The sequence below is a fragment of the Marivita sp. genome (assembly GCF_022763305.1).
In the GTDB taxonomy this organism is placed as follows: domain Bacteria; phylum Pseudomonadota; class Alphaproteobacteria; order Rhodobacterales; family Rhodobacteraceae; genus Marivita.
Genome location: NZ_JALEGT010000093.1, coordinates 55815 through 72594 on the forward strand (window position 1 = coordinate 55815; position 16780 = coordinate 72594).

At 62.6% G+C, this 16780-nt stretch carries 15 protein-coding genes; 6 read left to right on the forward strand and 9 right to left on the reverse strand.

Annotation, left to right across the window (positions count from 1 at the left end; all coding sequences use genetic code 11):
* Nucleotides 1-3: 3 nt before the first annotated feature.
* From ugpE to MRY75_RS16845, 5 genes are all read right to left on the reverse strand, one after another.
* Entirely contained in the window at nt 4-840 is an 837-nt protein-coding gene (ugpE, locus tag MRY75_RS16825) for a sn-glycerol-3-phosphate ABC transporter permease UgpE (protein WP_292309175.1), read from the reverse strand.
* Nucleotides 841-857: 17 nt separating this feature from the next.
* Nucleotides 858-1739 (reverse strand): sn-glycerol-3-phosphate ABC transporter permease UgpA, encoded by an 882-nt coding sequence (gene ugpA / locus MRY75_RS16830; protein ID WP_292309159.1) that lies wholly within the window; start codon nt 1737-1739, stop codon nt 858-860.
* Nucleotides 1740-1794: 55 nt separating this feature from the next.
* On the reverse strand, nt 1795-3096 hold the full coding sequence (gene ugpB / locus MRY75_RS16835) for a sn-glycerol-3-phosphate ABC transporter substrate-binding protein UgpB (RefSeq protein WP_292309160.1): 1302 nt from the start codon (nt 3094-3096) through the stop codon (nt 1795-1797).
* Between the two features lie 100 nt (nt 3097-3196).
* Complete coding sequence (locus tag MRY75_RS16840) at nt 3197-4102, reverse strand: TIGR01459 family HAD-type hydrolase (RefSeq protein ID WP_292309176.1); 906 nt, start codon at nt 4100-4102, stop codon at nt 3197-3199.
* Between the two features lie 382 nt (nt 4103-4484).
* Nucleotides 4485-5300, reverse strand: coding sequence for a DeoR/GlpR family DNA-binding transcription regulator (locus tag MRY75_RS16845; RefSeq protein WP_292309161.1), 816 nt, complete (start codon nt 5298-5300; stop codon nt 4485-4487).
* 169 nt (nt 5301-5469) lie between these two features.
* On the opposite strand from MRY75_RS16845, the gene MRY75_RS16850 reads away from it, so the two are divergent.
* Nucleotides 5470-7131 (forward strand): Na/Pi cotransporter family protein, encoded by a 1662-nt coding sequence (locus MRY75_RS16850; RefSeq protein ID WP_292309162.1) that lies wholly within the window; start codon nt 5470-5472, stop codon nt 7129-7131.
* Nucleotides 7128-7619 (forward strand): NUDIX domain-containing protein, encoded by a 492-nt coding sequence (locus tag MRY75_RS16855; protein WP_292309163.1) that lies wholly within the window; start codon nt 7128-7130, stop codon nt 7617-7619. The genes MRY75_RS16850 and MRY75_RS16855 overlap by 4 nt, the downstream gene beginning before the upstream one ends.
* Before the next feature lie 13 nt (nt 7620-7632).
* On the opposite strand, the gene MRY75_RS16860 is transcribed toward MRY75_RS16855, so the two are convergent.
* Genes MRY75_RS16860 through mtnK form a run of 3 tightly spaced genes read right to left on the reverse strand, consistent with a single transcriptional unit; the run spans nt 7633 to nt 11004 of the window.
* A complete protein-coding gene (locus tag MRY75_RS16860) occupies nt 7633-8637 on the reverse strand; it encodes a sugar-binding transcriptional regulator (RefSeq protein WP_292309164.1) in 1005 nt (334 codons plus the stop codon).
* 7 nt (nt 8638-8644) lie between these two features.
* Nucleotides 8645-9748 carry an S-methyl-5-thioribose-1-phosphate isomerase gene (mtnA, locus tag MRY75_RS16865; RefSeq protein WP_292309165.1) on the reverse strand — a complete coding sequence of 368 codons (1104 nt, stop codon included), beginning with the start codon at nt 9746-9748 and terminating at the stop codon, nt 8645-8647.
* Nucleotides 9745-11004 carry an S-methyl-5-thioribose kinase gene (gene mtnK, locus MRY75_RS16870; protein WP_292309166.1) on the reverse strand — a complete coding sequence of 420 codons (1260 nt, stop codon included), beginning with the start codon at nt 11002-11004 and terminating at the stop codon, nt 9745-9747. The genes mtnA and mtnK overlap by 4 nt, the downstream gene beginning before the upstream one ends.
* A gap of 86 nt (nt 11005-11090) precedes the next feature.
* Here mtnK and MRY75_RS16875 point away from each other — a divergent pair, with 86 nt between their 5' ends.
* The 4 genes from MRY75_RS16875 (at nt 11091) to MRY75_RS16890 (ending at nt 15232) form a co-directional block, all read left to right on the forward strand.
* Complete coding sequence (locus MRY75_RS16875; RefSeq protein ID WP_292309167.1) at nt 11091-12650, forward strand: sugar ABC transporter ATP-binding protein; 1560 nt, start codon at nt 11091-11093, stop codon at nt 12648-12650.
* Nucleotides 12647-13657 (forward strand): ABC transporter permease, encoded by a 1011-nt coding sequence (locus MRY75_RS16880; RefSeq protein WP_292309168.1) that lies wholly within the window; start codon nt 12647-12649, stop codon nt 13655-13657. The genes MRY75_RS16875 and MRY75_RS16880 overlap by 4 nt, the downstream gene beginning before the upstream one ends.
* Before the next feature lie 26 nt (nt 13658-13683).
* On the forward strand, nt 13684-14724 hold the full coding sequence (locus tag MRY75_RS16885; protein WP_292309169.1) for a substrate-binding domain-containing protein: 1041 nt from the start codon (nt 13684-13686) through the stop codon (nt 14722-14724).
* Between the two features lie 64 nt (nt 14725-14788).
* Nucleotides 14789-15232 carry an RbsD/FucU domain-containing protein gene (locus tag MRY75_RS16890; protein WP_292309170.1) on the forward strand — a complete coding sequence of 148 codons (444 nt, stop codon included), beginning with the start codon at nt 14789-14791 and terminating at the stop codon, nt 15230-15232.
* Between the two features lie 61 nt (nt 15233-15293).
* Here the strand turns inward: MRY75_RS16890 and MRY75_RS16895 are convergent.
* The coding region (locus MRY75_RS16895; RefSeq protein WP_292309171.1) for a TRAP transporter fused permease subunit at nt 15294-16780 on the reverse strand (1487 nt) is incomplete at its 5' end.

The window sequence follows — 16780 nt, forward strand, 5'->3', positions numbered from 1 at the left end:
TTCTTATTTCTCGCTTTCCACAAGCCCGCGAATGAAAAGTTTCTGCATGCCCACGACCACCAGCACCGGCGGCACCATTGCAAGGATCGAGGTCGCCATGATCACCGGCCAGTCGGCAATGTCGTCCCCCGAGGGGAACATCTGCTTGATGCCCATGACGATGGTGTTCATCGACGGATCGGTGGTGATCAGCAGCGGCCAGAGATACTGGTTCCAGCCGTAGATAAACAGGATGACGAAGAGTGCGGCGATATTGGTGCGGCTCATCGGGAGCAGGATGTCGAAGAAGAACCGCATTGGCCCTGCCCCGTCGACCCGCGCCGCCTCGGCCAGCTCGTCCGGCACGGTCATGAAGAACTGACGGAACAGAAACGTCGCGGTTGCAGACGCGATCAGTGGCAGGATCAGGCCCTGATAGCTGTTGAGCATCCCGAAATTCGCGATCACCTCGTAGGTCGGCACGATGCGCACTTCGACGGGCAGCATGAGGGTGAGGAAGATCAGCCAGAAGAACAGCTTTTTCCCCGGAAACTTGAAGTAGACGATCGCAAAGGCCGAGAGCAGCGAGATCGCGATCTTGCCGATGGCGATGCCGAGGGCCATGAAGAGAGAGTTGCCCAGCATCAAGGCCACCGGCGCATTGATGCCGGCGGTCAAAGCCTTGGAGTAATTCTCGAAGAACTGGTCCCCCGGCAGAAGCGGCATCGGGGGACGCACGATTTCGGGCTGACTCACCGTCGAGGCGACAAAAGCCAGCCAGATCGGGAAGAAGATGAAGGCGACGCCGATGATCAGACCCAGATGGGTCAACCACAGCCCGGCGCCACGCTTTTCGACCATGCCAGAGTGTTCGGCCATCAGTAATGCACCCTGCGTTCGATGTATTTGAACTGGATCACGGTCAGCAGCGACACGATGATCAGAAGGATCACGGATTGCGCCGCCGAGGACCCGAGGTCCTGACCCACGAAGCCGTCGGAATAGACCTTGTAGACAAGGATCGTGGTCGCCTGCTGCGGTCCGCCGCTCGTGATGGTGTGGATCACGCCGAAGGTTTCGAAGAAGGCGTAGATGATGTTGACCACCAGCAGGAAGAACGTCGTCGGCGACAAGAGCGGCCAGACGATCGTGCGGAACCGGGTCCAGAAATGCGCGCCGTCGATGGCGGCGGCTTCGATCACCGAGCGCGGGATCGCCTGCAGGCCCGCGAGGAAGAACAGGAAGTTATAGCTGATCCGGCCCCAGGCGCTGGCCACGACGACAAGGCCCATCGCCTCGCCTTCGTTCAGAACGTGGTTCCAGTCATAGCCCAGAAGGCCCAGATACCATGTCACCACGCCAACACGGGTGTTGAACATGAAAAGCCAGAGCACCCCCGCCACGGCAGGCGCCACGGCATAGGGCCAGATGAGAAGCGTGCGGTACGTGCCCGATCCCTTGATCAGCCGGTCCGCGAGAATGGCAAGATACAGCGCCACGCCCATCGACACGACGGTGACAAGGATCGAGAACACCGCCGTCGTGATGAAGGACGCGCGGTAGAACCGGTCGGACAGCAGATATTCGAAATTGCCAAGCCCCACCCATTGCATCGACAGCCCGAACGGATCGGGAATGAAGAGCGACTGCCAGATCGCCTGCCCTGCCGGGTAGAAAAAGAAAATGGCCGTGATCAGGATCTGGGGCAGCACCAGCAAAAGCGGCAGCCAGATGCCTTTGAACGTAACACGCTTTTCCATAGAGCCAAAAACGGCTGCCCCACCTTGACGGGGGCAGCCGCTCCCTTAATGCCAGTTACCGGGATGCCTGCTCGAAACGACGCAGCAAGGCATTGCCACGCTCAACAGCGCTGTCGAGCGCCGCCTGCGCGTCCTTGTCACCCGACCACACCGCTTCGAGCTCTTCGTCGATGATGGTGCGGATCTGGTCGAAGGACCCAAGGCGCAGACCCTTGGAGTTCGCAGTCGGCTCTTTCGCGGTCATCTGGATCACCGCGATATCGGTGCCCGGATTGGCATCGTAGAAGCCCTGCTCACGGGTCAGATCTCCGGCTGCGTTCGTGATCGGCAGATAGCCGGTGTCCTGGTGCCACTTGGCCTGGATTTCCGGGCTGGACAGGAAATTCATGAAGGCGGCGACGCCTGCATATTCCTCGTCGGTCTGGCCTTCCATCACCCAGAGGGATGCGCCACCGATGATCGTGTTCTGCGGCTCGCTGGCGACAGCCGACCAATAGGGCAGCGGACGCACTTCGAAATCGAACTGCGCTTCGGACTTTATGCCCGCATACCCGGCCGACGATTCCGTGAAGAGCGCGCATTCCCCGGCGCGGAAGTTCGCACCACCTTCGTTGCGACGACCGGCATAGATGAACTTGCCGTCCTGCGCCCATTCGCCCATCGCGCTGATATGTGCCACCTGCGCCGGGCTGTTGAACGCCAGCTCCGTATCCGTGCCGTCAAAGCCGTTCGATTTTGTTGCAAAAGGCACATCGTGATAGGCCGAGAAGTTCTCGAGATGGATCCAGCTCTGCCATGCGGTGGTCATCGGGCAGTCGACACCTGCTTCCTTGAGCTGGTCCAGAACCGTGCCGACCTGTTCCCATGTCGACAGGTCTGTGTCGGGGTCGATGCCCGCTTCCTGCAGCTTGTCGCGGTTGACCCAGAGCACCGGGGTCGACGAGTTGAACGGCAGGGACAGCATGTCGCCTTCGGGCGACGTGTAGTAACCCGAGACCGAGCTGATGTATTTCGACTGGTCGAACCCGTCGCCCATCACTTCGTAGACCGGCTTGATGGCGCCCTTGGCGGCCATCATCGTCGCGGTGCCCACTTCGAAGACCATCAGGATGTCGGGCTGTTCGCCTGCCCGGAAGGCCGCGATCCCGGCATTCAGCGTTTCGGAATAGTTGCCCTTGTGTGTCGCAACCACGGTATAGTCGGATTGCGAGGCGTTGAAGGTCTCGACCTGCTCGGCCACCAACTCGCCAAGGCGACCGGTGAAGGCGTGCCAGAACTCGATTTCGGTCTGGGCAAACGCGGTCTGCGCGGAGCCAAGAACGGCCGAGGCGGCAAGGATGCTGATTGTGTGTTTCATGTGGTTTCTCCCTCTTTGACTGAATGACCCGGACGACCAACCGTACGGGCTTTGCGCTGTCACATCGCGCTTGGTAGAGCGTCCGAGACAAAGTTTTGTGTCACGGCCGCTCCACAATGAAGTCGGGCACGATCCCGGCAGCCCTGACGGCCTCTTCGGCATCGTGACCCGCAAAAAATCCGTATTGCGCGATCAATGCAGAGGCGATGCCCACACTGCGCGCGTCAAGGATATCGGTGTGCAGACTGTCTCCCACCATCAGGACCCGAGACTGGTCCACGTCCCCCAAACGTTTGAACGCGAGTTCGAAAATTCCCGGGAAGGGTTTGCCGTAGAACTCGGGTACGATCCCGGTGCGGTCGGCCAGTCTATGTGCGAAATGGCCCGGTTCGATGGAAAAACTGGTTTCCCGTGGCGCGACGATATCCGGATTGCCGACCAGGACAGGGCGCGGCCGCCGTTCAAGTGCCGCTTCCAGCAGGGCCTGACGGGGTTCGGTCCAGGACATGCTGCCGACAAGCAGAAATCCGTCCACCCGGTCATAGGCCTCGGGGTCTTCCTCGAGATAGCTCAGCGTCAGATCTTCGAAATCCTGCAAGCCGGTGCTGCGCGTTGCCATGAGACCCCAATGCAGGTCCTCACGGCTCTTCAGACCGTCCAGCAGCGCCACGCGGCTGGTGATGACGTCCTCGGGCGCAAAATCAAAGCCAAGCCTTGTGTATTTCTCGGTCAGCGCGGCATGCGGAAACCCGGCTGCATTCGACACGACCAACACGCGTTTTCCGGCTGCCCGAAGATCGTCGATCCGCTCACGCGTCCCCGGAATGGCGGTCTCACCGATATTCAGCACGCCGAACGCGTCCAGCAGGAAGACATCGAACCCGTCGGCGATGTCGGCGAGGGTTTCTGCCCGCCTGTGGCGCGCGCCGCTTGCAGCCACCGTCGGCAGACGATGCCGGACCGCCTCGTAGGCCTCGAAAGCCTCTTTCGTGGAAATCGTCTTCACTGGCTCGCCTTCGGGACGTCCACCTTGGGACACCGGCGTCGACGCTTGGGATGTCGCGTGTGCCAAGGTTCGCTCCTCACGTATCTTGTTCCGGATAACGCTTTGAAAACGCGTCATGAGCGAGCCGGTATCGCACCTGTGTGACAGTTGCGTGACGGACGCGGCCTTGCAGACAGGGGCACCGGCCAGAGCAGGACCTGCCATCAAGCGCGCAGAGGGCCACAGCACAGATCCGAAACGCCGAAGGGCGGACCCGGCGGCGCGAACGTGGTGCGCCGGCGTCCCTGTCGAGCGCCCGAAATGTGACGCCACCTCTCGTGGTGTCATGAGTCCGTCCTCCCGTTGAGCGGCGTTTCTCGCCGCTTCTTGCTTGGTCTTTACGTCACGCTTTCGGCGCGACGATCACCTCCACACTTGCTCCGTCCAGCGCGGTCAGAAGCTCGCCCTTCGGTCTTGCATCCACCACGATCGAGTTGAGATCGGCCATGTCCCCAACTTGTGCCAAGCCTTTGCGCCCGAACTTGTGCGAGTCGATGAGCAGATGCCGTTTGGCCGCGCGCGACAACATCATCCGCTTGACCGCCGCAAATCCCCGAACGGTTTCCGATGGGCCTTCGGCGGACAGGCCCGAGGCACCGATCATGCAGCGGTCAACGTTGAACCGCGCCAGAAACTCGAGCGTTTCGGTTCCGATCAACGCCGATTCCGCCGCCAGATATTCGCCCGGGCACAGCAGAACCTGCGGAGTCCCGTGTCCAATGGTCATGGCCACCGGGATAGAATTCGTGATCACCGTGCACTGCGTGCCGCGGAACGCCAGCGCCCGGGCCAACTGAATCGTCGTCGAACCGGAGTCGATCATGACGGTTTCCCCGTCCTGCACCAGTTCGGCTGCTCTCAGCCCGATGCGTTCGCGCTCCTCGATCCAGGCGTTTGCCCGCTCGTCGAGACCGGGATAATGCCCCTGCGCCGGAGCTGAGGCCCCGCCATGGGCGCGCGCGATAAGCCCGTCATCCGACAGCGCGTCGAAATCGCGCCGCACGGTTTCCGTGGACACGTTGAACCGGCGCGCAAGCTCGCTGATCCGCACATGCGGCCGCAGCTTCAACTCCAGCAAGATCTGGCGCCGTCGGTCCGATTTCTTGAGCCGATCCCGGCCCTTTTCCGAACTGGCGTCACGCATTTCAGTGTTCGACATCCATTGCCCCGACTCGAATTCACGCTCAGTTTTGTGGCATTTCCGGCATTTTGCAATTATATTTGTTGCATAAACCTCGACTTGGTGTTCAGAATTTTACAAACACCACTGAATTTATAGGCGTTAAGATCACCATGCTTTTGCGCATCGCTGTCTGGGACAGTCTCACATGATCAGTCTTGCCGCACATCTCGCGGCAGCTGTCGCGCTGTTGCTTTGGTCGACCCGTCTGATCCGGACCGGCGTGGAACGCGCCTTCATGCCAGAGCTGAAATCCGGACTGAGAACGCTGTCGGGCAACCGGCTGTCCGCAGCAGCCGGCGGCGGTATTGCTGCCATGCTGATGCAAAGCGCGACCGCCGTGGCCCTGATCAGCGCCGGCTTCGCCGCATCGGGAATGCTCGCCCCGCACACAGCGCTCGCCCTGCTGTTCGGCGCCGAGCTGGGCTCGGCGCTGATGACGCGCGTCCTGATCCTGCCGGTCGAAACCGTGCTGCCCTTTGCGCTGCTGATCGGTGTCACCGCATTCTTCAAGGCGCAGACGCGCAAGACCAAGCAGATCGGGCGGATCATCATCGGGCTTGCGCTGGTCTTCATTTCGCTCGGGATGATCCGCGAGGCGACTGCGCCCATCGGAGACAACGCCATCATCCAGAGCATTGCCGCCTATTTCCGGGAGGATCTTCTCAGTGCCTATCTGCTGGGTGCCGCTCTGACATGGGCCATGCACTCCAGCCTCGCAGCCGTCCTGACATTTGCCACCTTTGCAGCCACCGGCCTGATCGCAGCGCCGGTTGCGGCGGCGCTTGTCATCGGGGCCAATCTGGGCGGCGCGGCCATTCCCTTTGCGCTGCTCTGGTCGGCGGAACGGCCCGCCCGGCTGATTGCACTCGGAAACCTTGTGGCCCGTGGGGCCATGACCCTGATCTTTCTCGGCGTCCTGCTCAGCGGGACATTTGACCTGACGCTGCTCGGAGCCAGTTCTGGCCAACAGGCGGTCGCTTTGCACATCCTGCTCAACGCGACCCTGCTCCTGCTGTGCCTGCCGCTCGTCGGTCCGATCATCCGTTTGGCCCAGGCCACCCTGCCCCGCCATGCGGCCTCCGACTCCACCTCGCTCAGTGCGCTCGATCCCGATGCGCTCGATCACCCGCCGCTGGCGCTTGCCTGTGCGCAGCGGGAATTGCTGCGCATGTCGGAAACCGTACAGGCCATCCTGATCCCGGTGATGCAGCTGTTCCGCGGCTGGGATCCGGAACAGGCCCGCGTCATCGAACGACGCGAGGACGAGGTCGACCGGATGCATTTCGAAACGAAGATCTATGTCTCTCGCCTGCGGGAAACGCGGCTGCAGCCGGCGCAGGAGAAAAAGACGCTCGAAATCGTGGCGATGGCCAACAGCCTTGAAGAGGCTGCCGACCGCATCGCGGTCAACCTTGTCGCGCTGGCGCGGAAGATGTCCGACGAAGCCATTACCTTTTCCGACGAAGGCCTGGCTGACATCGCGGATTTTCACGACCAGATCGTCACCAACGGGCAACTTGCGCTCAGTGTTCTGACAACCGGCGATGCCGAAGCCGCGCGGCAACTGGTTGCCGAGAAAGACCGCATCCGCATCGAGGAACAGAAATTGCAGGAACGTCACCTCAAGCGCCTGCAACGCGGGGCCATTGCAAGCATCGAAACCACGAACATCCACCAGGAAACGCTGCGCGTGCTGAAACAGATCAATGCCGCCCTGACCTATGTCGCCTATCCCATCGCCGAGGAAACCGGCGATCTGCTGGAGAGTCGACTGGCCCGCAAGCGCAGCATCGGAGGATCTGCATGAGCAAGGGCAAAGGAAAGAACAAGGCAAAGGATATTCCTCCCGTCGACCAGATCGCCGCGCTCCCGGTGCACTGGGACAAGACCGGCAAACTTCGGGTCCTCATGGTCACATCGCGCGACCGCGGACGGTGGGTCATGCCGAAGGGCTGGGAGATGGACGGCAAGAAGCCGTGGCACGCCGCCGAAATCGAGGCCTTGGAAGAGGCCGGGGCCGTTGGATTCATCTCTGACACACCGATCGGCCACTATCACTATGACAAGCGCCTCGAGAACGGGAAAAAGCTTCCGTGCCGGGTGACGCTCTACCCGATGCTCGTGGACACGCTCAAGAAGCGCTGGAAAGAACGCAAGGAGCGCAAGCGCCATTGGTTCTCGCCCAAGAAGGCGGCGAAACTGGTTGAGGAAAAGGAACTGGCCAGCCTGCTCAAGGCGCTCAACGAGCAAAACGACGTGCTTATGGCAATCCGGCAGATGCGCGACGCGGCCTGACGGCTCCGGACAGTCAAACCATGTCCAACAGCGCCTCGGCCACGCGCGTGCTTGTGGCCAGATGGGTCACAAAGCCCCCGATCATCGCAGCCCGCGCGGGACGCGCCCGCCCTGCCCCCGCCGCAACCAGAAGCGCCATGTCCTTGCCGCGCATCTGCTCCAGCGACACTCCGATCATCCGGTCTTCGACCGCCGACAGAACCGGCCGCCCGTCCCCGTCGATCAGTCGACCGCAGATCACACCAACTGCCCCCTTGGCGCGCTGTGCGGCGATTTCATCCGGTGTCAGGATCCCGCTGCGCACCACATGGGCATCGGCATCGCAGGTGCCACAGGCCAGAACCGTCTTGTTGCAGGTGGCCAGCGCTGCAAGCTGGTCGCGCACCACCGGCTCATCGCACAGCGCGTCGCGGAGCGCCTTGTTCGACAAAACCAAGGGCGCATGAAAGTTGATGCATTCGGCCCCCAGCCGTTGCGCCAGCATGGCCGTGCAGGCCTCGGCTGCAAATCCGAGCGCGGCGGGACGCGACCCCAGAAGCTGGATCACGGTCAGATCGGGAATCGGTGTCGTGGGCACCTGCTGCGCCATCTGGTACACCGTGGCCCCCCACGAGACGCCCAACCTGTCGCCCGGTTCCAAAAGGCGGGGCAGCCAGTCGGCGGCGGCGCGCGTCACCCGGGCCACGCTGGCGGCATCATCCTCCCGGTCAACCGGATCGTCCGGCACCACCATCGCCTCGATCAGACCATAGGCGGCACACAGTTCTTCTGCCAGCCGGTGCCCCTTGAAGACATCGCTGTCCATATGAACGCGGACCCAGCCCCGGGCGCGCGCCTCGTTCAGATAGTTGACCACCGATGCCCGGCTGATCCGCATGCGCTCGGCGATCTCGTTCTGGTTCAGCCCGTCATGGTAATAGAGCCACGCCGCCTCGATATACGGCGCATCGTCACGCAGCGTCACGCGCGGCGTGTCCAGACCCGCACTGCGCGACTTGCCCAAGGCGGACATCGGCATCCCGGTCCTATCCGGCCATTCTGGCCAGATCGGGGAAGAGCGCCGCCAACCCCTCTGCAGAAGCGTCACAGACTCCGCGCTCGGTGATGAGCCCCGTCACCAAACGGTTCGGCGTCACATCGAATGCGGGATTTCCTCCGCTTGTGCCGTCGGGCGTGACCCGCACGGTGCCGATATCGCCATCGTCCAGAACGCCCTGCACATGGGTCACTTCCCGTGCGGTCCTTTCTTCAATGGGAATTTCTGCAACGCCATCGGTCACCGTCCAGTCGATGGTGGGTGACGGCAGGGCCACGTAGAACGGCACGCCATTGTCATGGGCGGCCAGCGCCTTGAGATACGTGCCGATCTTGTTGCAGACATCACCCTGCCGCGTTGTGCGGTCGGTGCCGGTGATCACCATATCCACCATGCCATGCTGCATCAGATGCCCACCCGCATTGTCGGTGATGTACGTATGGGGCACGCCGTGCTTGCCCAATTCCCACGCGGTCAGTGCGCCCTGATTGCGCGGGCGAGTTTCATCCACCCAGACATGCAGCGGGATGCCCGCATCATGCGCATGATACATCGGGCTTGTTGCGGTGCCCCAGTCCACCGTTGCCAGCCATCCGGCGTTGCAGTGGGTCAGCAGGCGCACCGGCTCTCCGGCTGGCTTCTTCGCCGCAATCTCGCGGATCAGGGCGAGGCCGTTTTCCCCGATCCGGCGGTTGATCTCCACATCCTCGTCCGCAATCTCGTGCGCAAGGGCCAATGCGGCCGACGCGCGATCGCCTTCCGCCAGGGGCCGCAGCGCCGTGCGGCAGCGGTCGAGTGCCCAGCGCAGGTTGATGGCCGTGGGGCGTGTTTTCTCAAGAAAGGTCCATGCCGCATCCATATTGGCATCGGACGGGTCCTCGGCCATCGCAAGCGCCATGCCATAGGCCGCCGTCGCTCCGATGAGTGGCGCACCACGGACCCGCATCTCGAAGATCGCATCGGCGTAGTCCTGCATCGTCGTCACCGGGATCACCCGGAAGTCATGCGGCAACCAGCGCTGGTCGATGATCTCGAGAACGTCCTTGTCGTGGTTCCACCACAGCGAGCGATAATGGGTGCCGTCGATCTTCATAGGACGTCCTTTCGGTTGAACTCGCGCGCCAATGCGCAGACCGCGCGGGCATCGGCCAGGGTTTCGGCCGTATGGATCAGTTCGGCCCCCATCAGCAGGTTTCGCGCTTCCAGCGGTGCGCGCGCCGCCGGGTCTGCGATGTCTTCGAAATCGGCATTATGCGCCAGCGACAGGCAGCGCCTGTGCATCTCGATCCCGCAGACGGTCCAGGCATCGTGCCAGATGCCGGACAGAACCGCATCGCAGGCGGGTGTGCTGTCGTGGCCCTGATCCTCGAACAGGCTGGCCGGGTAAAGAATGCCGGTCCGTTCGGTGGCCCAGAGATGCCGGAACTCGGTCTCGAACGTGCTGCAAACCTCCTCGATCACGTCGAGGATCCAGCTCTGGTAGGCCTCAAGCTCGCCCCCGCGGTGGGCGGGTTGGCTGAAATAGGCCATCAGGAAATTCGCGCAGAGCATGCCGATATCGAACCCCATCGGCCCGTATTGGGCGAATTCCGGGTCGATCACTCGGCTTTCACGGTCCGTCGACATGATCGAGCCGGAATGCAGGTCGCCATGCACCATGGTTTCGGTGTTCGACACGAAGCGTTGCAATGCCTGCTGCACCTTGACCTTGAGCGCCACATCCGACTGCAGGCGGTCGACAACCGGGGCCAGACCTTCGGTGTGGTGGTTCATCTCGGCTGAATAATAGGGATCGGTGAAAACCAGCGCCTCGGTGATGGCCGGAATATCCACATTGCCCGCAAACAACCCGACATCGGCTTTCTTGTCGCCGCTCTTCATCGACAGCTCCGACCCGCGAAACGCGGTACGGGCGCAGAACCGCCCCAGGAAATCGGCGAGTCCGTCCACCTTTTCCCCCGCGATCAGCTTGCGGCGCAGGATCACGTGGGGTGACAGATACTCCATCACGATCAGCGCCTGCGCCTCGTCGAAGTGAAAGATCTCCGGCACCGATCCCGGATCACGCGCAGCCTGTCGTGTCAGCGCATGGTATTCGTAGAAGGCGCGGTAGAGCGGCAACGGCCAACTGTCCCCCACCAGACGCACATAGGGCAGCGCCTGTTTCACCACCGCCTTGCCCGTCGGCCCGATGACGATAAAGACAAGGTTCAGGTTGCCGTCGCCCACTTCCTGCACCTGCCAGGTGCCGCTGTCCGCACCGACCTTTCCGGCCAGAGCGGCCAAGCCTTTCAGACGATCCGGCAGTGTCTCCACACTCAGTGCTTCATAGCTCGTGCCTGCGCTCATCAGTGGCCTCCCCGTTTCCTCCAATGCGCTTCTCCTGTCGTGGGTAGCGCCCAAATTACACTTATGTCAAATCATTTGACAAATGTATGAGCGCGCGCCTACCGTCGCCCCATCAGGGGAGGAACCGAGTGGCTGTGGATGCGCTCAAAGTGAACGGTTTGCAAAAATCGTTCGGGAAAAATCATGTTCTGCGCGGTATCGACGTCGCCCTGTCGCAGGGCACCGTCACCGTGCTCATGGGCGCGAACGGTGCCGGCAAATCCACGCTGGTCAAGGTGATCTGCGGCCATCACCGCGCCGATGGCGGCAGCATGATGCTGGCCGGTCAGGCGTTTGATCCCGTGGATGCCGCAGACGCGATCCGGCAGGGTGTCGTCACGGTTCACCAGTCCATCGACGACGGTGTGATTCCCGATCTTGACGTCGCCAACAACCTGATGCTGGACCGGCTGGTGGAACGCGATCACGGGCTTTTCGTGCGCGAACGGCATTTGCGCGCCGAGGCAGCCAAGGTTGCCGCCGAGATGGGCATCGACGTGAACTTGCGCGCCCGCGTGTCTGACCTGTCGGTGGCGGATCGCCAGATGATCGCCATCGCCCGCGCCATGGCCCGTGCGCCCAAGGTCCTGATCCTCGATGAGCCGACCTCTTCGCTCTCAGCCACCGAGGCGGACAGGTTGTTTGCCCTGATCGACCGGCTGCGCGCGCAGGGCGTTGCCATCCTCTACATCTCGCACCGCATGTCCGACATTCGCCGCATTGCGGATCGGATCATCGTCATGCGCGACGGAGCGATTTCCGGCACGTTCGAGACCGAACCCCTGGACTACGAAGCCGCCGTGACAGCCATGCTGGGCCACCGCATGACCGAGGTGGATGTAGCCGTGCAAAGCGGCACGGCCCCTGTTCTGGAGCTTTCGGATCTGCGGCTTTTCCACGGAGCAGCACCGATCAACCTGCAGGCCCGCGATGGCGAGGTGGTGGCGCTGGTCGGCCTTCTGGGCAGCGGCAAGAGCCGCTTGGCCGAAATCCTCTACGGCATGGCCCGCCCGGCCAGCGGCGCGATCCGCATCACCGGCACGGACTACGCGCCAAACTCGGTCGAGGACGCGGTGGCAGAGGGCGTGTTCATGTCCCCCAAGGATCGGGGCACCAACGCGGTGATCCCCGCCTTCGACATCGCCGACAACATGACCCTGCCCTTTCTCAAAGGTCTGAGCGTCGGGTCGTTCCTCAAGGCAAACCGCCAGAAAACCCGCGCACAGGAGATGGTCAGCCAGCTTGGCATCGTCTGCCAATCCGTCGGTGACGGCATCGGCACGCTGTCGGGGGGCAACCAGCAGAAGGTGATGATCGCCCGCTGGCTGCTGGAACCGGCAAAGGTGCTTCTGCTCGACGAGCCGTTTCAGGGCGTCGACATCGGCGCGCGGCGCGACATCGGGCGGCACATCCGTGCCACCGCCAAAGGTCGGGCGACGCTCGTGTTCCTCGCGGAAATCGACGAGGCGCTCGAGATCGCGGACCGGATCGTCGTGATGCACGAAGGTGCCATCGTCGGCGAACACAAGAACCAGAATGTCGATCTCGGAGCCCTTGTTGCGGACATCTCGGGGGCGCAATCGACAGAAACAGGCGCACATCCATGAACGACCGACTTCTCGACTTTGCCATCCGTTACGGCTTTCTGATCCTGCTGGCCGGGCTGATCGTCTATTTCAGCCTCGCGGCCCCCGGCTTCTTTGGCCCGCTGTCGGCCGCCTTTGTCCTGCAATCCGTGGCGATCACTGGCATTCTGGCGCTCGGCGTGACCTGCACGCTGGTCGTGGGCGGGTTCGATCTGTCCATCGGGGCGGTGGCCACGTCGGCGCTGATGCTGTCGGCCTATTCCATGGTGATCCTCGAACACCCGACCATCGTGGCGGTGTTCCTCTGTCTGGCGATGGGTGCGCTGGTCGGCTTCATCAACGGCATCCTGATCGTGAAATTCCGCGTGCCCGACCTGCTTGCGACCTTGGGCATGATGTTCCTACTGATCGGTCTGCAGCGCATCCCGACGCAGGGCAATTCCATTGCCACCGGAATGACGCTGGCCGATGGTACGGTGGCCGAAGGCACCTTTTCGGCGGCATTCCTGTGGCTGGGCCGCCATCGGTTCGATCTGGTGATAGACCGCCTGCTACCCATGCCGGTTGTGATCTTCATCGGCATCGCCGTCCTGATCTGGCTCTTCCTTGGCTTCACCCGGCACGGGCGGCTGATGTACGCCATCGGGTCGAACGAACGGGCGGCGGCGCTCGTGGGCACACCCGTCAACCGCTACAAGGTGGCCGCTTACATGATCTCGGGCGTGACGGCATCCATCGGAGGCATCCTGCTCGCCGCGCGTCTGGGGCGCGGCGACATTGCCAGCGGCAACAACCTGCTTCTGGACTCGGTCGCCGCCGCACTCATCGGCTTTGCCGTACTCGGCGCGGCCCGGCCCAACGCCTTTGGCACCGCCATCGGTGCGCTGTTCGTCGGCATCCTGCTGCAAGGCATGACCATGATGAACGCGCCTTACTACACGCAGGATTTCGTCAAGGGCGCGGTTCTGGTCGCAGCCCTTGTCTTCACGTTCTACCTGTCGTCGCGTCGCAGCGGCACAGGACACTGACAATCAGCGATAGGGAGGATATCATCATGCTGAGACGTCACTTCATGGCCCTTGCGAGCGCGGCCAGCCTCGCCCTCGGTGCGGGTGCCGCCACGGCGCAGAGCGCCCCCGCCCCGCTGGACAACCCCGGCGACGTGACCATCGCGCTGGTACGCTACCTGTCCACAGGCGACTTCTTCCAGGCGTATCTGTCGGGCGTTGAATCCCAGGCCGCCGCCCTTGGCGTGAACCTGCGGGTGTTCGACAGCCGTCAGGACGCAGCGCTACAGGCCGACATGGTGGATCAGGCCATCGCGCTTGGCGTGGACGGGATCATCATCCAGCACGGTCTGACCGAGTCCATGCGCGACGCAGCACAGCGGGCCGTGGATGCGGGGATCAAGGTTGTCGCCTTCGACGTGAACGTCGAGAACGAGGCGATCCCGCAGATCGAACAGTCGGACTACCTGCTGGGCAAGCTCGCGCTGGAACAGGCGATCACCGACAACGGCAACAGCTTTGCCGCCGGCTACGTCTACGTGCCGGGTATCGCACCTCTGGACCGTCGTCATGTCGCGTGGGAAGAGGTGAAGGCCGCCAATTCCGGCATCACCGAAGCGGCCCGCATCGGCACACTCGACAACCCGATTGCCAATGCGAACGCCAATCAGGCGCGCGCGGCCCTGCAGGCGAACCCCAACATCTCGGTTTTCTTCGCGCCCTATAACGAGTTCGCCAAAGGCGTGAAGATCGCCGCAGACGAGCTGGGCATCGGCGGTGATCTGAGCATCTATTCCGCCGACATCTCAACTGCCGACATCGCGCTGATGCGCGAGGCGGGGAGCGGCTGGAAGGCGACCGTCGCCACCAACCCGGCGGTTGTGGGTGAGGTCTCGGTCCGGGCGCTGGCACTGATGCTGACTGGCGAGAACCCGGGCGCGTCGGTCATCGTGCCACCGACCCTCATCACGCAGGCCTTCCTGAACGACAACGACATCCGCAACATGGAAGACCTGGGCGCGAAGATGCCCCAGTTCCAGCACGCGGATGTGGCGATGGCCGACTGGATGCCCCTGCCCCCGCGTTGAACACTGCCCGCCTGACCCGACCCCGTGCCGGGTCAGGCCTTACCCTCCACGACCGGAGCTGCCCATGTTGATCGGACTGGACCCGCGCCTGACGCCCAACCTGCTCTACACACTTGCCAAGATGGGGCATGGCGACGAGATCGTGCTGACCGACCGCAACTACCCCTCGGCGACATCAGCGGCGGGATGCATCGTCAAAGAGGTGATCCACTATCCCGGACATGACTCGCCGACACTGGCCGACCTCATCACGCAGGTGATGCCGCTCGACGGTTTCCACAGCTATTCGGCGCTGCGGATGGAGATCGACAACGCACCCGACACGCTGTCCGAGGTGCATCAGGCCGTGTGGGATGTGCTGCAACCGCGCCTTCCCGAAGGCGGCGTTCTGTCCAGCATCGAACGGCAGGCGTTCTACAGACACGCAGCGACCTGTTTTGCGGTGGTGCAATGCACCGAAAACCGCCCGTTCGGCTGCTTCATCCTGCGCAAGGGCGTCGTGTTCTGATCGCACCAGACCCGCCGCACCAATCGAAAAGGGCCGCCCGATGGGGCGGCCCTTTCCCGTATCAGTCTGCCCCGCGCACCGGGATGGCGGCGTTCGGATCGGGATGCAGGAAGCGCTGCACCAGCCAAGCCGCCGCTGTTGCTCCGATCCCGATCAAATCGGTGATCAGCCCGCCCTCGATCATGAAGAGCGCCGCAAGGATCAGCCCGAGTCGGATGAACCACGCCGCCCGCTGTCCGACGAACCAGCCTTGCACCCCACCGGAGAGGAGGAACACACCGAACGTGGCCGTGATGCCCGCGCGGATGACTTCGAACCATGTGCCGTCCATCAGCAAGGCGCTGTTGTAGAAGAACATGAAGGGCACGATGAAGGCCGCGATGCCGATCTTGAAGCTGACGACGCTGGTCTCCATCGGGTTCGCTCCGGAAATGCCCGCTGCTGCATAACTCGCCAGCGCCACCGGGGGCGTGATGGCCGAGAGCACAGCGAAATAGAACACGAAGAAATGCGCCGTCAGTTGCGGAATACCCAACTGCACAAGCCCCGGAGCCACAACCGATGCCGCCACCGCATAAGCCGCCGTTGTCGGCATACCCATGCCCAGCAGGATCGCGATGCACATGGCGAAGAACAGCGCAAGAAGCTGGCTCACACCGGCCAAGTCGAGCAGCACCGCCGAGAAGCGCGCGCCGACGCCGGTCAAGCTGATGACCCCAACAATGATGCCCGCACAGGCACAGACCGCGATGATCTGGATCGACATGATGCCTGCAAGTTCGAACGCCTTGGCGATGCCCCGGAACGTCATCGGGAAGGGTGTCAGCCAGCTCACCATAGCGGCGGCAATCGTTGCCAGAGTGCCCGCGCGGATCACCGAATACCCCATGAACAGAGCGGCGATCAGGATGATGATCGGGATGAAGAGGTAAACCTGCCGCACCATCTTGGCGAGCTTCGGAAGTTCATCCTCGCGCATGCCGCGCATGCCCAGCTTGGCCGCTTCGAAATCGACCATGAAATAGACCGATACGAAGTAGAGCACCGCCGGAATGATCGCCGCGATGGCGATCTCTTGGTACGGGATGCCGGTGATCTCGGCCATGATGAAGGCACCCGCCCCCATGATCGGCGGCATGATCTGTCCGCCGGTCGAGGCTGCGGCTTCAACTGCGCCAGCCGTGGTGGGGCGATAGCCCACCTTTTTCATCAGCGGAATGGTCAGCGACCCGGTCGCCACCACGTTGCCTGCCGATGTACCGTTGATCATGCCCATAAGGCCCGAGGCGAAAATCGCCACCTTGGCAGGGCCACCCCGTGCACGACCGGCGGCCGCAAAGGCGAAGTTGACGAAATAGTCGCCCACCTTGGAGGCCTGCAGGAAGGCTGCGAAGATGATGAAGAGGATAATGTAGGTCGAGGACACCGCCGTGGTCGGCCCCAAGATGCCCGCGTCGGAATAGACATGGCCAAAGAACCGCTGCCAGGAGTATGCGCTTTGCACGGCGAGGATACCGGGCAGAAGATGCGCCACGAAAGTGTAGACAA